The organism is Paraburkholderia hiiakae, from assembly GCF_904848665.1.
Lineage (GTDB): Bacteria > Pseudomonadota > Gammaproteobacteria > Burkholderiales > Burkholderiaceae > Paraburkholderia > Paraburkholderia hiiakae.
The window spans coordinates 1-18,329 of record NZ_CAJHCQ010000026.1 but is presented as its reverse complement, the minus strand read 5'-3'; the positions used below and the strand labels follow the sequence as shown (position 1 = coordinate 18,329).

Below are 18,329 nucleotides of genomic sequence, written 5' to 3'. Positions count from 1 at the left end.
AGCCCGTTTTCTCTATCTTCTGATAGATAGCTAAAAAGAGGAGCATCATGAACGTGTTTCGACGATCGGAAATCTATCTGGTAATAGATAGAATGCAGAGAATGACAATCGGAAACTCGCAAGCGTTGCTCTTCTGCTGGACCCTGGTGCACATGGCTGTCGCCTTGCACCAGTAAATTGAACGCTGTACTCCGCCGTACCCTTAACGAACCGTCTTTGCTCAAAGGAGCCTGTCATGTCGATCGAAAAAGTCCTCTACCGCGCCGAAGCCAACGTCACCGGCGGCCGTGATGGCCGCGCCGTCATCCCCGCCAGCAACCTGGACCTCAAGCTCACCACGCCGCGCGAACTCGGCGGCGCGGGCGGCGACGGCACGAACCCCGAGCAGCTCTTCGCCGCGGGCTATAGCGCGTGCTTCATCGGCGCGATGAAGTTCGTTTCGGCGCGCGACAAGATTGCCCTGCCCGCCGATGTCTCGATCACCGGCAATGTCGGTATCGGCCAGATTCCGAATGGCTTCGGCATTGAAGTCGAACTGAAGATTTCGCTGCCCGGCATGGACCGCGCAGCCGCGCAGGCGCTGGTCGACAAGGCACATATTGTGTGTCCGTACTCGAACGCCACGCGCGGCAACATCGACGTGACGCTCACGATCGTTTAAGCGTCACGCTCCACGCGAGCGACACGCAGCACGAGTCGAGGGCCGCCAAAAGCGGCCCTCGACTTTTTTTGCCAACCGCTCACGCGGCCTGCGCGTCGCGCGCGAGTCCTGCCATGAGGCCGCTTGCGCGCTGCACCTTGGCGAGCACCGCGCGATCGAGCACGGAGCGGCCCTCGGGCACCGCGAGTGTCAGGAACGAACGCGCGCGCGTGATGCCGGTGTAGACGAGTTCGCGCGTGAGAATGGGGCTGTACGTATCGGGCAGCACGAGCGCGGCGTGCGTGAACTCCGAGCCCTGCGATTTGTGGACGGTGAGCGCGAACACGGTTTCCACGCCCTGCAGCCGGCTGGGCGACACCCACTTCACGCCGCCCGAGCCGTCGCCGGCCGGGAACGCCACGCGCAACACGCGCGGCTCGCCTGCCGCAACGGGCAGGTCCAGCGCGATGCCGATATCGCCGTTCATGAGCCCAAGCTCGTAGTCGTTGTGCATGACGAGCACGGGTCGGCCCGCGTACCAGTCGCCACGCGGGTCGATGAGCCCTTCTTCGTGCAGCAGGCGCGCCACGCGCCGGTTCAGGCCTTCGACGCCCCACGGACCGCGACGCAGCGCGCACAGCAGTTGAAACGCGCCGTGCGCCTTGAGCACGCCCGCGGCCCAGCCGGACAGCGCATCGGTGGTCGCGCCCGGCTCGGGCCGGGTCGTTCGCATCGTTTCCAGGTAGTGACGGTAGCCCTGGCGCTGCGCGTGCGCGGCGCATTGTTCGCCCACGCGGCCATCGACAATCAGCGAGCGCAACGGGCCGTCATCGTCGGCGGGACAGACTAGCCGCGCGAGATCCTCGTAACCGCGTGACCAGATCTTCGCGACACCCACGGCATCGCCAGTATTGACGAGTTCGGCCAGCGCGCCGATACCGCTTTCCGATGCAAACCGATGGCTCTCGCGCAGCATCGCAATGGCCTGGTCGAGCGGCAGGCCGTGCGTGTCGAGCATGGCTGCATCGATGCGCTCGCCTGTGGCCGCTTCGAGCCACGCCCGCGACGCTTGCGTGTAGTGGCCTTCGCGCGCCCGATCACACAGTTCGCCCAGCACCGCTCCAGCTTCGACCGACGCGAGCTGATCCTTGTCGCCGAGCAGGATGAGCCGCGCGGAGTGCGGCAGCGCGTCGAGCACGGCGGCCATCATCTCGAGGTCGACCATCGAGGCCTCGTCGATCACGAGCACGTCCACAGGCAGAGGGTTCGCGGCGTCGTGCCGGAACCGCCGGCTGCCGGGCCGCGTGCCGAGCACGCGATGCAGCGTGGTCACGACAGTCGGAACCGCATTGCGCAGCGCCACGGCGTCCACGTGTGCCTGCAGCGCGTCGAACGGCAGCCGCTCCACCGCGCCCGCAATCGATTCGTTCAAACGCGCCGCGGCCTTGCCGGTGGGCGCGGCGAGCCGAATGCGCAAAGGCCGCGCGGCAGGCGTTCCTGGCCCCGCACGGCCCAGTGCGAGCGTCTGCAGGAGTGCCAACAACCTCACGACGGTGGTCGTTTTGCCCGTGCCCGGGCCGCCCGTGACGATACTGAACGCGCTGCGCGCGGCGAGCGCGCAGGCGAGCTTTTGCCAGTCGGCGGCGCGCGGCGCTTGAGTGGCTCGTATCTCGCCGGTGCGCGGCGCGAACAGCGCATCGAGCGCCGCGCGCGCGATGTCGAGCGGCAGCGCGGCTTCGAGCCGTGCAGCGCGGGTGAGCCGGCGCTCGATTCCCTCGCGCACGTCCTGCTCGTATTGCCAGTAACGCCGCAAATAAAGCCGCGTGCCCGCGAGCACGAGCGGCGCGTTGCCTTCGGCAACGTCGATGACCGCTGTCTCTTCGCTCACCAGATCGGGCGCCGCGAGCGCCGCGCGCCATTGCGCGAGCGTGACGCCCGCGAGCACTTCGGCAGGCGGCTGCGCCGGCACCGCGGCCAGCACTTGCGGCCCATCGGGCGGCAGGGAAAGCGCGAACGCCGGGTCTTCCAGCGTGGCCTTCAGGTCGAGACACACATGACCGCGCCCGAGCTGATGGCTCGCAAGCGCGGCCGCGAGCAGCAACAGCGGCGGACTGTGCGGCGCCTCGGTCCACAGAAAGCGCGCAAATGCGGCGTCGAGCGTGCGCAGCCAACCGCGCTCCACCCAGTTGTCGAGCACGCCGAGCATTTGCAGCGCCGTTTCGCGCGCGGCGCCTGGCCCCGGTTGCGGCGCGGCGTCCTGCATGTCCAGATTCTCGAACAGATCGCCGGTGAAGCCGTCCTGCCCTTTCGTGCGGCGCCTCGTCATGCCACATCCTCCAGCGCGTTGCGACGCGCGAAGAGCGCGTCGAGTCGTTCGATCAGTTCACGCGGCGGCCGCTCGCAATGCAGCCCTTGTCCCTGCGCACGAGCGCCGCGCAGGAACAGATACACGGCCCCGCCCACGTGGCGGTCGTAGTCGTAATCCGGCAACCGCGCCTTGAGCAGCCGGTGCAGCGCGAACAAATAGAGCACGTATTGCAGCTCGTAACGCGAATGGAGGATCTGCGCGCGCATTTTCGCGGGCGTGTATGCCGCATCGTCAGGACCGAGCCAGTTCGACTTGTAGTCGGCCACGTAGTAGCGGCCGTCGTGTTCGAACACAAGATCCATGAAGCCCTTGAGCATGCCGTTGAGCGTGGCGGCGTCGAGCGCGGGGCGCGCTTCGCCATCCAACGTGAATTCGGTGACGAGCGCGTCGATTGCAAGCGTATCGACGGCATGTGCCGTGACCCAGAACTCCAGTTCGGCCATATACGCACCGGGTTCGAACTCCGCGAACGCCACGCTCGGCACGCTCTCGCCTTCGATATCCGGCAGGCGCAGCGGCGTGCGCACGAGTTCGAGCATCCACGCCGTGAGCGTTTCGATCCAGTGCGACCAGCCACGCGCGCTGCAACGGCGCGCGACCATGTCGCGCACGCGAGCTTCGTCTTGCGCGATTTCGGCGAAGCCTTCGTTGGCCGCCCATTCCATCAGTTCGTGCAAAAAAGTGCCCGCGTCCGCGCCGCGCTCGAAGCCGTGCATCGGCGCGAGCGCGGGTGCGACGAGCGCTTGTCCGGCGCTGGCGAATGCCTCTTCGTCCTCGGGCGGCACGCTCGCGTCGAGCAGCTCGAGGAACACGTCTTCGCTGCGCGTGTCGGGTGCGCCGCGCGCATCGTCCGCTTCGACGGGAACGCCCGAACCGATCGACGTTTCGACCGTCTTCAGGCTCGAATAGCTCGCGATCCACCAACGTTCGCGCTCGCGATGGGCAAGCGTGCGCGCCTCGCCGCGCACGGCGCCGGTGTCGCGCAGCGCGAGCACGTCGCGACGCGCAACGGGTGCGGGCGCCACGGCGATGTCCGTGCAGGGTCCGCGCAACGCGTCGAGAAATGCTTCGGTCTGCTCAGCGGGAACGGCAGCGCCGCCGCCCAGCAGATAGCCGAATGCACTCGCCTCGACGCCCTGCACCGGTCCATAGCCGACCCACGTCGCGTAACGCGCGCGCGTAAGCGCGACGTAGAGCTTGCGCAGGTCTTCGCCAAGGCGTTCGCGATCGGCCTGACGCAGCACACGCGCGTCAGCCTCGAGCGTGATGCGCAATTCGCCTTCGTCGTCGTGCCATTTGAACGGCACGTCGTCGGGCTTGACAGCGCGGTGCGCGCACGCGAACGGCAAAAACACGAGCGGATACTCAAGGCCCTTCGACTTGTGAATCGTGACCACCTGCACGAGCCCCGCGTCGCTCTCCAGACGCAACTGGCGCGCGTCGCCCCCGCCGCCTGCGCTTTCATCTTCGCGCTGCTCGTCGAGATAGCGGATCAACGCGTGTTCGCCGTCGAGCTGCGTGCTCGCCTGTTGCAGCAGTTCGGCGAGATGCAGCAGGTTCGTGAGCGCGCGCTCGCCGTTCAGCCCGGCGCCAGCCGCTTCGCCAAGCAAGCGCTGCGGCACATGAAAATCGTTGAAGAGACGGCGCAACATCGGCAGCACGCCCTTCTTGCGCCAGCATTCGCGGTACTCGCGGAACTGCAGCACGCGCGACTCCCACGCGATCTCGTCATGCCCGAGCCGGTCGAGTTCGGCCCATTCGAGCCCGAGCGTGGGCGTAGCGAGCGCCGTGCGCACGAGGCGGCCGTCGTCGGGCTCGGCGCAGGCCGCCAGCCAGTAGCGCAGTTCTTCGGCCTGCGTCGTCTGGTAGACCGAATCGCGATCCGAGAGATAGACGCTGCGCACGCCGCGCGCAGCCAGCGCTTCGCGTATCGCCTGCGCCTCGCTGCGGTTGTTGACGAGCACGGCCATGTCGGCGGGCTGCAACGGCCGCATGCCGTGTTCGCCCGAGAAACCTGCCGCGTGCTCCTGGCCGAGATTGAGCAGGCGCACCATTTCGGTCGCGCAACTCCCGGCCATGCCCGCGAGATACGCGCCCTTGCTGAGCGGCTTGCCATCGGCGGCAGGCGGCATCCAATAGAGGTTGAGCGCAGGCAGCGCCGCGCCGGCCGCAACCAGCATCTCCGGCCGGCCATGCGCATCGGCGGCGACGAACGGCAACGCGTTCTCGCGTCCATCAGGGCTGCGAAACAAAAACGCACCGCTGCCCTCGGGCCGGGTTTCCGCTGCCTCGAAACAGCGGTTCACCGCTTCGACCATCGCGCGCGTGGAACGGAAGTTCTTCTTGAGCGTATAGAGCCGCCCTTCGCAAGCACGGCGCGCGCGCAGGTAGGTGTAGATGTCCGCGCCGCGAAACGCATAGATCGCCTGCTTCGGGTCGCCGATCAGGACGATTGCCGTCCCGGTGTCGTGTTCGGCGATACGGTAGACCGCATCGAAGATCTGGTACTGGACCGGGTCCGTGTCCTGAAACTCGTCGATCAGCGCGACTGGGTACTGCTTGCGGATGATTTCCGCCAGACGCGCGCCGTTCTCGCGCTGCAGTGCCGCGCGCAGTCGCGTGAGCAGATCGTCGAAGCCCATTTGCGAGCGGCGCGCTTCTTCTTCCTCGAAACGGCGCGCCACCCAGCGCGCCGCGTGGCACAGCAGGTCCTGCTTCGCCTCGGGCGGCGCGGCCAGCGACTCGCGCAACGTTTCCATCGCCACGAAGGCGGCATGTTCCGGCGGCTCGCCCTTCACCCAGATTTCGGCGAGGCCGGCGGGCGTGAGGCGCGTCCACACGGCCGCCTTGTCGTCGAAGCCCGGATGCGCGGATTCGGGATCGTTGGCCCAGTCGCGCAGCTTGCCGATCCACGTTTCGTTATGCTTTGTATTCAGCTTTCTGGCGTCGAACTGTTTAGCCGCGCGCGCCGCGTGCAGCAGCGCCTCGACCTCGTCGATCCAGACGCGCCAAGGCGCCTTCAGCGTGTCGAGTTCGTCGCGTGCGCGCTTGCGGGCGTGGGCGAGCGCAGCGTCGGGGGCGCATGCATCCGGCAGAAGTTCGGCGTGGGCGAGCAGCCCGCGTATCGCGTCGTGCAATTCGTCCGGACTCGCGAACCACGTTCTCACTTCGGCGGCGCTTGCCGCGTCGAGGGGCGCCATGAAGGTGCGCCAGTAGTCACGCACGACTTCGGCGCGCAATTCCGTCTGGTCGGTTTCGAGCGTCTGCGAAAAGAGGCTGTCGCTGTCGAACGCGTGCTCGCTCAGCATGCGGTTGCACCAGCCGTGGATCGTCGAGACGGCCGCCTCGTCCATCCATTCGGCCGCGAGCTGCAGGCGTCGCGCACACGCAGGCCACTGCTCCGGCAAGTAGTCCTCGCGCAGGTCGTGCAACAGGTCAACGCCGGGCTCGCGCTCGGGCACGTCCTCCGGGTCGACGCGAAAGTATTCGGCCGCTTCGATGAGGCGCGCGCGAATGCGCTCGCGCAGTTCCTTCGTCGCCGCGTCGGTAAACGTCACAACGAGAATCTCGGGCGGAGTGAGCGCGCGGCCTGCCGTGCGCGCCTCGTCGTCGACATCCGCCTCGCCGCTTGCCGCGTTGAGCGCGCCGTGACCCAGTACGAGGCGCACGTACAACATGGCAATCGTGAAGGTCTTGCCCGTGCCCGCGCTCGCCTCGATCAGGCGGCTGCCATACAACGGGAAGCGCAGCGGTTCCAGCACCTGTGCGTCCATGGTCCCGAGCGGATTCATGCCGTTTCTCCCGCCTCGCTCGAGGCTCGTTTCGCACGCGACGACGCGAGCGGCGCGCGGCTTACCGGCAGCAACAGCGTCGTGGCGAGCGTGATGAAATCGTCGTGGGCGGCCAACGCCTCGAAATCGGGGAAGGCTCGGCGCAAATACGGATTCGTCTCGCGCTCACCGGGCGTGCGCCCGTTGCCCTCGTAAGCCGCGCGCGCGGCTTCCCACGCTTCGGCCGGCACCGTGGCGCGCGCGCCGTCGAAGGTGTCCGGCAACTTGCGCAGCCACGCAAACGCGGTCTTCCCGGCGAGCGGCAAGGGCCGGCGCGCGCCGTCGTCCCATGCGGCAAGCAATGCGAGCAGATAGTCGCGTGCAACCTGCGCACCGAGCGGCGCGAACTCGGCCACACCCACCTTGCTCACGATCACCGTGGTCACCGGCCCGGCCGCGATCTGTGCGGCGACGTGCGCGACCCAATAAGGCACGAGACGATCGCTCCGGTAGCGGCTGTCCTTCACGAGCGTGCCCGGCTCCAGAATCACGCGGCCGAGTGCGCCGTCCGGGCCTGCACGCAAATCGTCGAGCCAGTCGTCGAGCGAAACGATGCGGCCTTCCAGCGTCGCATCGAGACGAATTTCGTATTGATGCTCGAGCGGATCGGGCCAGCGCGCGAGCGCCTTGCGATATCCGGCGAAAAGCTCGGGCATGGGCGCAAGCAACTCCTCGCCGATCACCTCGCCAAAGCCACCGGTCGCGAGATCGCCACTGCGATGCATGCGCTCGAGGCGCGCCAGCGCGGCCGGTTCGAGATCGTCGTCGCCGCGCTCCATCGCCATGACCTGCGCGCGGATCAATTCGCCTTGCAACTGCCACGCCTGCAACGCGTCCACCTCGAACGGCTCGTGATTTTCGCTCGCTGAGTCCTCGCTTTCGAAGGCCACGCGCAGACGCTGCCTGAAGAAACTGCGCACCGGATCGCGCAAAAATTCGCCGAGCTCGCGAATCGAAAGCGGCTCGTCGCGTTCGGACGGCACGAGGAGTTGCGCGTTTGCTTCAGCCGCGGGCCGCACGTCAGCGGGCTTGCCCCACTCGTGCGCGTACGTGTAAAGCGTCGCCTCTTCCGAACGCGGCTGAAAATAGTCCGGACTGAATGGCTGCAAGCGATGCTCGATGGTCAACGCTTCGAGCAGCGCGTCCCCATCGGCGGCGTCGACGCCTTCGAGCCGCCAGCCGGCCTTTAGATGATCGCGCAACTGTCCCACCAGCACCGAAGGCGGGCGCGGCGTGTTGTCGGTCACGCTGCGCCCGATCCACGAAACATGCAAATGGTCGCGCGCCGAGAGCAGCGCCTCGAGGAACAGATAACGGTCGTCTTCGCGGCGCGAGCGGTCGCCCGGACGATAGTCGCGACGCATGAGGTCGAAGTCGAGCGGCGTTCGGCTGCGCGGATAGTCGCCGTCGTTCATGCCGAGCAGGCACACGCGCCGGAACGGAATCGCCCGCATCGGCATGAGCGTGGCGAACGTCACCGCGCCCGCGAAGAAGCGCTGCGAGAGGCCGCCGCCTTCGAGCGCCGCGAGCCAGTTCTCCGCGACGATGGCGAGCGGCAAGGTCTCCGTGAGCGCGGCTTCGTCGCAGGCTTCGCGCCACGTTTCGAGCGCGCCGTCGAGGCGGTCGAGCGTGTAGGCGTCTTCGTCCTGGGCCGTGAAAAAAGCCGCCTTCAAGGCACGCAGACGTTCGCACCACACCTCCACCGTGGCCGGTTCGCGCAGCGTGCGCCATGCGTGGTCGAGCGCATCCAAGAGGCGCGTGAGCGGGCCCAGCAACGCGGCGTCGAGCCCGCCGATTTCGCTGTACGGCTCGATGCCGCGCCATGCGCCCGCGCGCTCGCCTGCTGCGTAACCCAGCAGCATGCGCCGCAAACCGAACGCCCAGCTATTGGGCGCGCTCAGTTCGTTGGCCTGGGGGAGCCCGAGGCTCGCGCGCTGGCCCGCATGCAGACCCCAGCGGATATTCGCGCCATCGATCCAGTTGCGCAACGTAGGCACGTCCTCGACGTCGATGCCAAAGCGCGCGCGTACGGCCGGCACTTCGAGCAGGTCGAGCACGTCGCTCACCGTCACGCGCGAGTACGGCAGCGAAAGGAGCATTTCCAGCGCGCCGATGAGTGGGTCGAACGCGCGCTGCGCGCGGTCGGCCACGCTGAACGGGATACTGCGCGGGTCGTTGCCGTCGAGCAGGCCGAACACGGCCTGGATATGCGGCGCGTAGACCTCGATGTCGGGCACCATCACGATCACGTCGCGCGGGCGCAACGTGGGGTCCGCCGCGAACGCGGCAAGCAGGCGATCGTGCAGAATCTCCACTTCGCGTTGCGCGCTGTGCGCAACATGAAAGCGAATTGATTCGTCGTCCTGTGCGTTGACGGGTTCCCAGTGCTCGCGCGTCTCGCCAAGCGGCCGCAGATCGCGAATGTCGTCCTGCAACTGCGAGAGCAACGTGAGCGCGTCTTCGCCGTCGAACAGATCGATACGCTGGCCAATGCGCGTGAAATGCGGCGTGTACGTCTCGCGCGCTTCGTCGCTATCGTATTCGTCGAGCAGGCCGATGAAATCGCGCCCCTGCTTGCCCCAGGCCGCGAGCAGCGGCTGCGAATGCAGATGCAACTGTCCCTCGTCGAGCTGGTCCGGCGCGCCCGCGCGGCGGCGCTGGCGCGCGTGGCGCGCGCGCAGCAGGTCCTGGTCGGCGACGATGTCGGCCCAGTAGTGCATGCAAGGGTTGTGCACGCACATCAGCACCTGGCTCCAGCGCGCGAGCGCCGCGAGCACTTCGACCGACTGGCGCGCGAGGCTCGAAATGCCGAATACGACGAGGCGGCGCGGCAGCCCCTTCGGCCGCGCGTCACCCTCCTGCCACGACTGCGCGCGCGCCATGAATGCCTCGTGCACGGCGGCACGCCCCGTGTCGCGCAAGCCCATGCCGTCTTGCGCCTGCGCGCTCACGTCCGCGAGCAATGCGCGCCAGAGCGCGGCCTGCCAGCGCGCCTCCTCGGGCAATGGCACGCGCGCGTTGCGCGCATCGATCAGCACGTCCTCGTTCGCGGCCCAGGCAGCGAGCCAGTCCGCGCGATAGACCTGGTACTGGTCGAGCAAGTCCGCCACGCGCTGCGCGAGCTGGAAGCACTTGCGCTGGTCCGTGTCGTTGGCCATGAAGCGCTTCAGCGGCTCGTAGCCCGGTTCGTCGAGCAGCGCCGGCAGCATGCGCATGAGACGCCAGACGAGACGCGACTTGTCGAACGGCGAGACCGCGGGCACCGCGTCGTTGCCGAGCACGGCGCGATACACCTGCCACAGGAAGCGCGACGGCAGCGACATTTCGAACGCCGCCGCGATACCGCAGCCGCCCTCCTCAGGATCGGCGGCGAACGCGAGCTTGAGCCACTGCGCGATGCCGTTGCTCTGCACGAGGAACATTTCCTTCTCGAGCGGCGCGACCGGGTTCTGGCCGATCCAGTTCACGATCAGGTCGCGCATGCGCTCGGGCTGATTGCCGTGAACGAGCATCAGCCCCGTGGGCAGTTCGCGCGCGCTCAAACGGGGCTCCCCGACACGTGGCGCACGTTAAGCGCGCGTTGGGCAGATTGGGCGAGTAAGCGGAGAAAAGGGATTGCGGCCATGTCGCCAGTTCGTGTTTGGTGCCGGTATTTACCGATACGAATTGCACAGGCCGCTTTTGCGCCCGCGTGATGCGACAGTTTACGACAATCGAGACCGCGACGAGCGGTGCATTCGCGCGCAGGCCGCGGTTTTGGCACTCGTTTGGTCAGACCGTCGCGGCGTTGCCGAGGCGTTTGCCCGTAGCCGGATCGAAGAAATGCAGGCGCGCCGGCGGCAAGTGCACCGCCAGCCGCTCGCCGGGCGTGGGCCGCGTTTCGTGCGGCAAGCGCACGACCACATCCGCGCTGCCCCAGCGGCCGTGCGCGAGGTTGTCCGCGCCGAGCAATTCGCAGGTCTCGACTTCGAGCGTGACCGCCTCGTTAGCGCCGCGCGCGTGCATATGCTCGGGGCGCACACCCAGCACGCAATCCGCGCCCTTCGGCAACCAGGCCGGCGCATCGCCAAGCGGCAGATGCGGCCCGTTGCCCGCGATTTCGAAGCGCCGGCCGTCGTCGCTCACGCGCCCGCGCAGCAGGTTCATGGCCGGTGAGCCGATGAAGCTCGCCACGAACATCGAAGCGGGCCGGTCGTATACTTCGCTGGGCGTGCCGATCTGCTCCGCGCGCCCGCCGTTGAGCACCATTACGCGCTGCGCGAGCGTCATCGCCTCGATCTGGTCGTGCGTGACATAGAGGCTCGTCGTACGCAGGCGCGCATGCAGACGCTGGATTTCAAGGCGCATCTGCACGCGCAGCTTCGCGTCGAGGTTCGAGAGCGGCTCGTCGAACAGGAACACCGAAGGCTCGCGCACGATCGCACGTCCCATCGCCACGCGCTGGCGCTGCCCGCCCGAAAGCTCGCGCGGCTTGCGCTCCAGCAGCTTGCCCAGCTCCAGGATTTCAGCGGCCGCGGCCACGCGCGAATCGATCGTCGCGCGGTCGAGCCCCTGCAATTTGAGGCTGTAGCCCATGTTGCGCGCGACCGTCATATGCGGATAAAGCGCGTAGTTCTGGAACACCATGGCGATGTCGCGATCCTTGGGCTCCACGCGATTCACCACCTTTTCGCCGATGGCGATCTCGCCCGACGTGATGGTCTCCAGCCCCGCCACCATGCGCAGCAGCGTGGACTTCCCGCAGCCCGACGGGCCGACGAGCACCATGAATTCGCCGTCCGCCACCTGCACGTCGATGCCGTGCAACACCTGTTGCGCGCCGTCGTACGACTTCGTGACGCCCCGTATGCTCAATGCCGCCATGCCGTCTCCCGAATTGCATCCATACTTATTTCTCCACGTCCACAAGGCCGCGCACGAACCAGCGCTGCATGGCCAGCACCACCACGAGCGGCGGCAGCATGGCGATCATCGTCGCGCACATCACGAGATGCCATTGCGTGGCCGCGTCGCCGCTTGAAATCATGCTCTTGATGCCCACCACGGCGGTCGTCATCGAGGCCGTGCTCGACATGAGGATCGGCCACAGATACTGGTTCCAGCCGTAAATGAACGTGATGACGAAAAGCGACGCGATATTCGTTTTGGAGAGCGGCAACACCACGTCCCAGAAGAAACGCAGCGGCCCCGCGCCGTCGATACGTGCAGCCTCGATCAGCTCATTGGGCAGCGTGAGGAAGAACTGGCGGAACAGGAACGTGGCCGTGGCCGACGCGATGAGCGGCAGCGTGAGGCCCGCGTAGGTATTCGTGAGATGCAGCGTGGCCGCGACCTGCACCGTGGGGAAAATGCGCACTTCCACGGGCAGCATGAGCGTCACGAAGATCAGCCAGAACGCGAGACGCCGGAACGGGAAGCGGAAAAACACGATCGCATAGGCCGAGATGATCGAAATGGCGATCTTGCCCACCGAGATCACGAGCGCCGTGATGACGCTGTTCATGAGCATTTCGCCGAACGGGCTCGCGGCGCTGCCCGTGCCCACGTTCCACACGGTGGCCATGTTCGCGAACAGATGCGTGCTCGGCACGAGCGAGAGCGGCACCGAGAAGACTTCTTTCTCGTTCATCGTGGCGGCGCAAAACGCCACGTACACGGGGAAGGCCACCACCGCCACGCCGAGCAGCAACATGACATGGCAGAACAGGTTGAAGTATTTGCGGTTCTCGACCATCAGTACTGCACCCGTCGTTCTATGAAGCGAAACTGGAAGATCGTGAGCGCCGTGACGATCAGCATCAGCACGACCGACTGCGCGCCAGAGCTGCCGATGTCGAGGCCGCGAAAGCCTTCGTCGAAGATCTTGTAGACGAGCGTGCGCGTGGCCTGGCCAGGGCCGCCACCCGTTGCGGCGTCGATCACGGGAAAGGTGTCGAAGAGCGCATAGACCACGTTCACCACGAGCAAAAAGAAGCTCGTGGGCGAAAGCAGCGGAAAAGCAATGCCGAAGAAGCGCCGCACGGGCCCCGCACCGTCGATGGCGGCCGCCTCGAAAAGCGATTGCGGAATCGACTGCAGGCCCGCGTAGAAGAACAGAAAGTTATAGCTGATCTGCTGCCAGACCGATGCGACCACAACGAGCGTCATGGCCTGACCGGGATTGAGCGCATGATTCCACGTGACGCCGAAACGCGCGAGCGCGAAAGTCACGAGGCCGATGCTCGGGTTGAACAGAAAGCCCCACAGCACGGCGGCAATGACGGGCGCGACCGCATACGGCCAGATGAGAAACGTTTGATAGAAGCGCTTGCCGCGCGTGACATGGTGCGCCATGGCCGCAAGCAGCAGCGAAATGGCGAGGCCCCCGAACGTGACGAGCGCCGTGAAAACGAGCGTGGTCTGGACCGAGGCCAGATAGAGCGGATCGTGGAGGAGCCGCGTGAAGTTGGCGAAGCCGACGAACACGGACGACGTGCCGAAGGCGTCCTGGGCCTGAGTGGACTGCAGGAGCGCTACACCGGCCGGCCACAGGAAAAAGATCACGGTCACCGCAAGCTGCGGGCCGACGAGCAGGTACGGCAGCAGGCTCGCCCCAAAGCGGGAGCGTTGTTCCATTGCGTCACTCTCCTCGAGTGGCGGCGTTCGGCTGGGCGCGAACACCAGTTGGCGCGGCTTGTTTATCGAATTGAGCCGCTTCCTGGGCGGCGCCGCGTTCGCATTCTAGCCGAGACTCGTGACAGCGCGGATCAATGCGCGGACCAAAGCGCGGCTCGCGACTCTATTCGTCTCGATGTGTTGCACCGAGCGTCGCGATGAGCCGGTCCACCACGCCGATCACATGGGCCGGCGTGATGGCCTTCGTGCACTGGTAGCGGAACGCGTCGCCCGCATGGCGCGGGCACCAGCCGAAGTCGCTGTCGTCGGACTCGTAGCGCGTGTCGTTGTAGCAGCTATTACAGGCGTGGAAGTTGATCACACGCCACGGCGTGTGGAATTCCGCCTTTGGGTGCGAGAAGCCGCTGATCAGCACGACCGGCACGCCCACGGCCCACGCGAGCCACGAAAGCCCGCTGCCAAGGCCCACGAAAAAGTCGGCATGGGCGAGCAAGCTCGCGCGCTCCGTCAACGCTCGCGCGCCCGTGAAATCCTCGGCGCCTTCGGGCATGACGTTCAGTTCACCCGGCGAGCCATATTCGCGGTCGCGATCGATACACAGCACCCGGTAGCCGCGCGCCTTCAGGTGCGCGACGAGCGCCGGCCAGCCGTGCGGATTGTTCCAGTATTTGCACTGCGACGAGGCTTGCGTGGCGATACATACATAGCGCTCGGCAATCGCACGCTCAGGGTTCGCGACCGAAACGCGCGGGCGGCGCTCGAGCGCCGGCACGCCCAGCATGTACGAAGCGAAGTCCTGCAGATTGCTTACGCGCAGGTCGGTAGGCTGGTGATCGCGGTCCGAGAGCGGACGGTAGGCGCCGACGCGGTAAGTCGCGTAGACGGGCCCGGCGGTTTCGTCTTCGGCACCCGCGGCAGCCGTGAACGCGATGGCGGGATAGCCCGCCTCGAACAGCGCGTGCAGCGAGGTCGCCATCCGCACGGTCAGCACACACTCATGCTGCGCGCGGAAGGCCTCGAACGCCGGCATCCAGGCGAGCGCATCGCCAATCGCGCCCGATCCCACTTCCACACGCACGCGGCGCCCCGCCGCATCGAAGGCATGCGAAAAAACGCGGAGCGGACCGTCGAACACCTCCAGCAGGAAACGCACATAGTATTTTCGGCGGCTCGTGGCGATCTCGCCCGCGTTCAACGCCTCGTCGAACAGCACATTGGCCGTGTCGAGATCGTGCATGCGCACGCGCCAGCCGTCTTTCGGCACCTGCACGCGGCAACCGAAATTGAAGTCGTAACGGATGCCCTCCGGGCCCGCGAGCGCGGGCGCGCCGGGCTGCGCGAAGGCGGTGGACTGGAGGCCGCGCTGGGCGCGAGGAGTGGGGCTAGCGGAGGGATTCATCGGGCGATCGGGCTGCGCGGCGTGTTGATCCGACGCGCAGCGTATCCCGGTCGCGAAAATAACGGGGACGTCACCGCCCCCTGACTTCATCGTTGAATTCGCCGCTCAGGCAAGCGCCGCCGCGGCAAATTTGCCCATATCCGTGGCCGGATCGCGCAGCGCGTCGAGGTCGAGCTTCACGCCCTTGCCCACGAGCTTCTTGCCGCACAGAAAATCGGGCATCGAATTGACGGCGTCGACCGCGAGCAGCACGCGCTCCTTCAGGTAGTACACCGCGAAGCGGCGCGCGGCGGGGTCGCCGCGCACGACGACCTCGTCATAGCCCTCGAGCAGGCCCACCGTCTGCAGCTTGAGGTCGTACTGATCGGACCAGAACCACGGCGCGTCGCACGCGGGACGCGGTTTGCCGACGATCGCCGCGGCCGCGAGCTTCGCCTGCTCCACCGCGTTATGCACGCTTTCCAGGCGCCCGGCGCGGCCATAGTGCGCAAGCGGCCGATGAGCGCAATCGCCGATGGCGAAGACGTCGGGGTCGCTCGTGCGCGCGTCGTCGTCAACCTGGATGCCATTGGCGCACGTAATGCCCGCCGCTTTCGCGAGCCCCTCGTTCGGCAGGATGCCGATGCCGACGAGCGCGAGCGTGGCGGGCACGATCTCGCCATCGGCCAGCTTCACGCCGGTGAGCTTGCCGCCGTCGCCCACGAGCGCCTCGATCGTCGCGTTCAGGCGCAGCGACACGCCCTGCGCGCGATGCTCGTTCGCGTAGAACGTGGAAACGGTCTCGCCCGTCACGCGGCCGAGCACACGCGGCGCCGCTTCGAGCACCGTGACCTCGTGGCCGAGCTGGCGCGCCGCCGCTGCCGCTTCGAGGCCGATATAGCCGGCGCCGATCACCACGAGCTTCTCGCCCGGCTTCACGCGCTCGCGCAGCACGTCTGCGTCCGCGAGCGAGCGCAGCGCGATCACGCCCGCGAGATCGTGGCCCGGCACCGTCAACGCGCGCGGCGTCGAGCCGGTGGCGAGAATCAGCTTGTCGTATTGGACGTGGCTGCCGTCGGCGAGCGTGAGCGTGCGGTTCGCGCGGTCGAGCGACTGCGCGCTCGCACCGAGCGTAAGCTCGATGCGCTGCTCGTCGTAGAACGCGCGCGGCTTCAGCCACAGGCGTTCGACGTCGGCCTCGCCCTTCAAATAGGCCTTGCTGAGCGGCGGCCGGTGATAAGGCGGCACCGGTTCTTCGCCGACCAGCGCGACGCGGCCGTCGAATCCATATTGCCGCAGCAGCGCCGCGGCGTTGCCGCCCGCGTGCCCTGCCCCTACGATCACCACTGTGCTGCCGTCTTCTTGCATGTCCGCTCCCGCTTGATCCCGCTCTTTACCCGTTAATTGATTCATCGCGCGCATCGGCGGCCAGGACTCATATGCACCCTTCAATCCACGCCGGCCGCCGCGCCAGGAACGAGATCATCTCATGGTTCGCACGCGCACGCCGCGCTTAGTCGAAGGCGCGATCGTTCGGCGCGGCATAGAGCGCGCGCAGTCGTTCGCTCATCGGAAACTCGAAATTCACACCTTTGGGCGGCACCGGCTTTTCGAACCACTTCGCGTACATCGCGTTGATTTCGCCGCTCTTCATGAGGCCCGCCATCGTGGCGTTCACGAGTTGGCGGAATTCAGGGTCACCGTTGCGCATCATGAAGGCATACGCCTCCAACGATTGCGGCGTACCCACGATCACCCATTCAGTGGGCTTCGCCGTGAGCGAGCGCGTGCCGGCGAGCAGCACGTCGTCCATCATGTAGGCCACTGCCCGGCCCGACTCGAGCGTGGCGCGCCCCTCGCCATAATCGCGCGCGCTGATGATGCGCATGTTCATCTGCTTTTCGATGTTCATGCGTCGCAGGATGTGCTCGGACGTCGTCCCCTGGTTCGTGAGCACCGTCTTGCCCACGAGATCGGGAAAGTCGTGAATGCCCGAGTCCTTGCGTGTGAGCAGGCGCGTGGCCGCAACGAAGAACGTATTGGAAAAGCTCACCTGAGCCTGGCGCGCCTTCAGGTTCGTCGTGACGCCGCACTCCAGATCTACGGTGCCGTTCTGCACGAGCGGAATGCGGTTTTGCGAAGTGACGGGAATGAATCGCACCTGCAGGTCCGGGCGCTTCGTCCTGACCTTGACTGCGTCGATCACTCTGTTGCAGATGTCCTGCGAAAAACCGATCACCTGGTTGTCGCCAATCACGTAAGAGAACGGGATCGAAGCCTCGCGGTACCCAACGGCGATGATGTTCGCCGAGCGAATCTTGTCGAGTGTGGGCTGCGCGACCTGGGCGGCCGCCGGCTGCAGCAGCGCGAGGCACGCCACGATGGGCCAGCAAGCCAGCGACAGCAGCTTCAGTCGGTTCATGGGTCGGTCCTCTTATTCTCTCGTTGTTGTCTTGCGCGCTCAAAACCTACATTTGTCGCCACAATCGACCATCGCGCAACATGTGGGAAATACCAGGGCTTTCCCGAGATGTTAAGCCGACGATGAAAAAAAGCAGCGGACATTGCCGCTGCTTTCCTTGTTTAATGCTGCGCAATCGTCACGGCCAACGCAATCAGCCGTTGACGAGTTTCCTGGGTTGCAGCAGCGCCAGCACCGCGCCTAGCGCCATGGCCGCCGAAACGCAGTACATGCCCGCGTTCGTGCTTTGCGTCACGTCCTTCATCCAGCCGATGATCGAAGGGCTCACAAAGCCCGCGAGATTGCCGATCGAGTTGATCATGCCGATGGCGGCGGCCGCCGAGCCGCCCGCGAGAATCGCGCTCGGCCAGGTCCAGAACACGGGCATTGTGGCGATGCATGGCCTTCTCGTGTTCCGAGAGCCAGTTCGCCGCGCGGATGTCGTTAGGCAGATAGAAGAGCGTGATCATGCGCCTGTTGATCGCAGTTCGAAACTGGACAACACCTGCAACCGCCCTGCTTCTCTTACCTCTCGCCGTGCTCGATCAGATACGTGCGAGGAGGCTGACGCTAACGGAGGACAGCACGGCATCCGGCATGCCGTCCGGGCGAATCAGCAGTTTCCCCGAACTTGCTCGCCACGCGACATGAACTCGGGCGGTTACTGGCTGGGGGCGTGGCCTGCTTCCAGCATGCGGCCGCAATGCACTTAGCGGCTGAACGGAGATGGACTGTCCCGGCTCGACAACGCCTTAGATGCCAGTGAATTTATAACGTCGCCGTCCTTCGACGCATCATACCTCTTGCACCAGTCATAACCGCTTCCGTACCCCTTCGGATACGGCCCTATGGCATGTCGCAGAAACAACTCGCAATGTGGCACCAGCAGATCACCATCCGTAATCACCACATTTTTCACCACAATGTGAGCTTCCCTTGAAATTTCGCCTTCCAGCAGGTCGCGTATAAACTCGACCCAAAGGAAGGAAAGCAGAGATGTTCAAGGTACCGCACCAGGTGTACACGGCAGAGTTCAA

General features: G+C 66.0%; 11 protein-coding genes. 1 reads left to right on the top strand and 10 read right to left on the bottom strand.

All coding sequences use genetic code 11. From position 1 onward, the window contains the following. The first annotated feature begins 235 nt into the window (after positions 1-235). Positions 236-661 (top strand): organic hydroperoxide resistance protein, encoded by a 426-nt coding sequence (locus JMY28_RS33550; protein ID WP_069266029.1) that lies wholly within the window; start codon positions 236-238, stop codon positions 659-661. Positions 662-740: 79 nt separating this feature from the next. On the opposite strand, the gene recD is transcribed toward JMY28_RS33550, so the two are convergent. From recD to JMY28_RS33500, 10 genes are all read right to left on the bottom strand, one after another. Beyond that, positions 741-2,966: an exodeoxyribonuclease V subunit alpha gene (gene recD, locus JMY28_RS33545; RefSeq protein ID WP_236597164.1), complete on the bottom strand. Its 2,226-nt coding sequence runs from the start codon at positions 2,964-2,966 to the stop codon at positions 741-743. Next, complete coding sequence (recB, locus tag JMY28_RS33540; RefSeq protein ID WP_201700185.1) at positions 2,963-6,799, bottom strand: exodeoxyribonuclease V subunit beta; 3,837 nt, start codon at positions 6,797-6,799, stop codon at positions 2,963-2,965. The genes recD and recB overlap by 4 nt, the downstream gene beginning before the upstream one ends. Next, positions 6,796-10,380 carry an exodeoxyribonuclease V subunit gamma gene (gene recC, locus JMY28_RS33535; RefSeq protein WP_236597163.1) on the bottom strand — a complete coding sequence of 1,195 codons (3,585 nt, stop codon included), beginning with the start codon at positions 10,378-10,380 and terminating at the stop codon, positions 6,796-6,798. Before recC ends, recB begins: the two co-directional genes overlap by 4 nt. A gap of 229 nt (positions 10,381-10,609) precedes the next feature. Further along, positions 10,610-11,701 carry a sn-glycerol-3-phosphate import ATP-binding protein UgpC gene (locus JMY28_RS33530; RefSeq protein ID WP_201700184.1) on the bottom strand — a complete coding sequence of 364 codons (1,092 nt, stop codon included), beginning with the start codon at positions 11,699-11,701 and terminating at the stop codon, positions 10,610-10,612. Between the two features lie 25 nt (positions 11,702-11,726). Next, entirely contained in the window at positions 11,727-12,572 is an 846-nt protein-coding gene (ugpE, locus tag JMY28_RS33525; protein WP_201700183.1) for a sn-glycerol-3-phosphate ABC transporter permease UgpE, read from the bottom strand. Next, positions 12,572-13,453 carry a sn-glycerol-3-phosphate ABC transporter permease UgpA gene (gene ugpA, locus JMY28_RS33520; RefSeq protein ID WP_201700182.1) on the bottom strand — a complete coding sequence of 294 codons (882 nt, stop codon included), beginning with the start codon at positions 13,451-13,453 and terminating at the stop codon, positions 12,572-12,574. The genes ugpE and ugpA overlap by 1 nt, the downstream gene beginning before the upstream one ends. A 163-nt stretch (positions 13,454-13,616) precedes the next feature. Beyond that, entirely contained in the window at positions 13,617-14,852 is a 1,236-nt protein-coding gene (locus tag JMY28_RS33515; protein ID WP_201700181.1) for an autotransporter strand-loop-strand O-heptosyltransferase, read from the bottom strand. Positions 14,853-14,957: 105 nt separating this feature from the next. Continuing rightward, a complete protein-coding gene (locus tag JMY28_RS33510; RefSeq protein ID WP_201700180.1) occupies positions 14,958-16,199 on the bottom strand; it encodes an NAD(P)/FAD-dependent oxidoreductase in 1,242 nt (413 codons plus the stop codon). 145 nt (positions 16,200-16,344) lie between these two features. Then, positions 16,345-17,253 carry a glutamate/aspartate ABC transporter substrate-binding protein gene (locus tag JMY28_RS33505; RefSeq protein ID WP_201700179.1) on the bottom strand — a complete coding sequence of 303 codons (909 nt, stop codon included), beginning with the start codon at positions 17,251-17,253 and terminating at the stop codon, positions 16,345-16,347. A gap of 193 nt (positions 17,254-17,446) precedes the next feature. Continuing rightward, entirely contained in the window at positions 17,447-17,680 is a 234-nt protein-coding gene (locus JMY28_RS33500) for a hypothetical protein (protein ID WP_328809828.1), read from the bottom strand. Between the last annotated feature and the right edge of the window lie 649 nt (positions 17,681-18,329).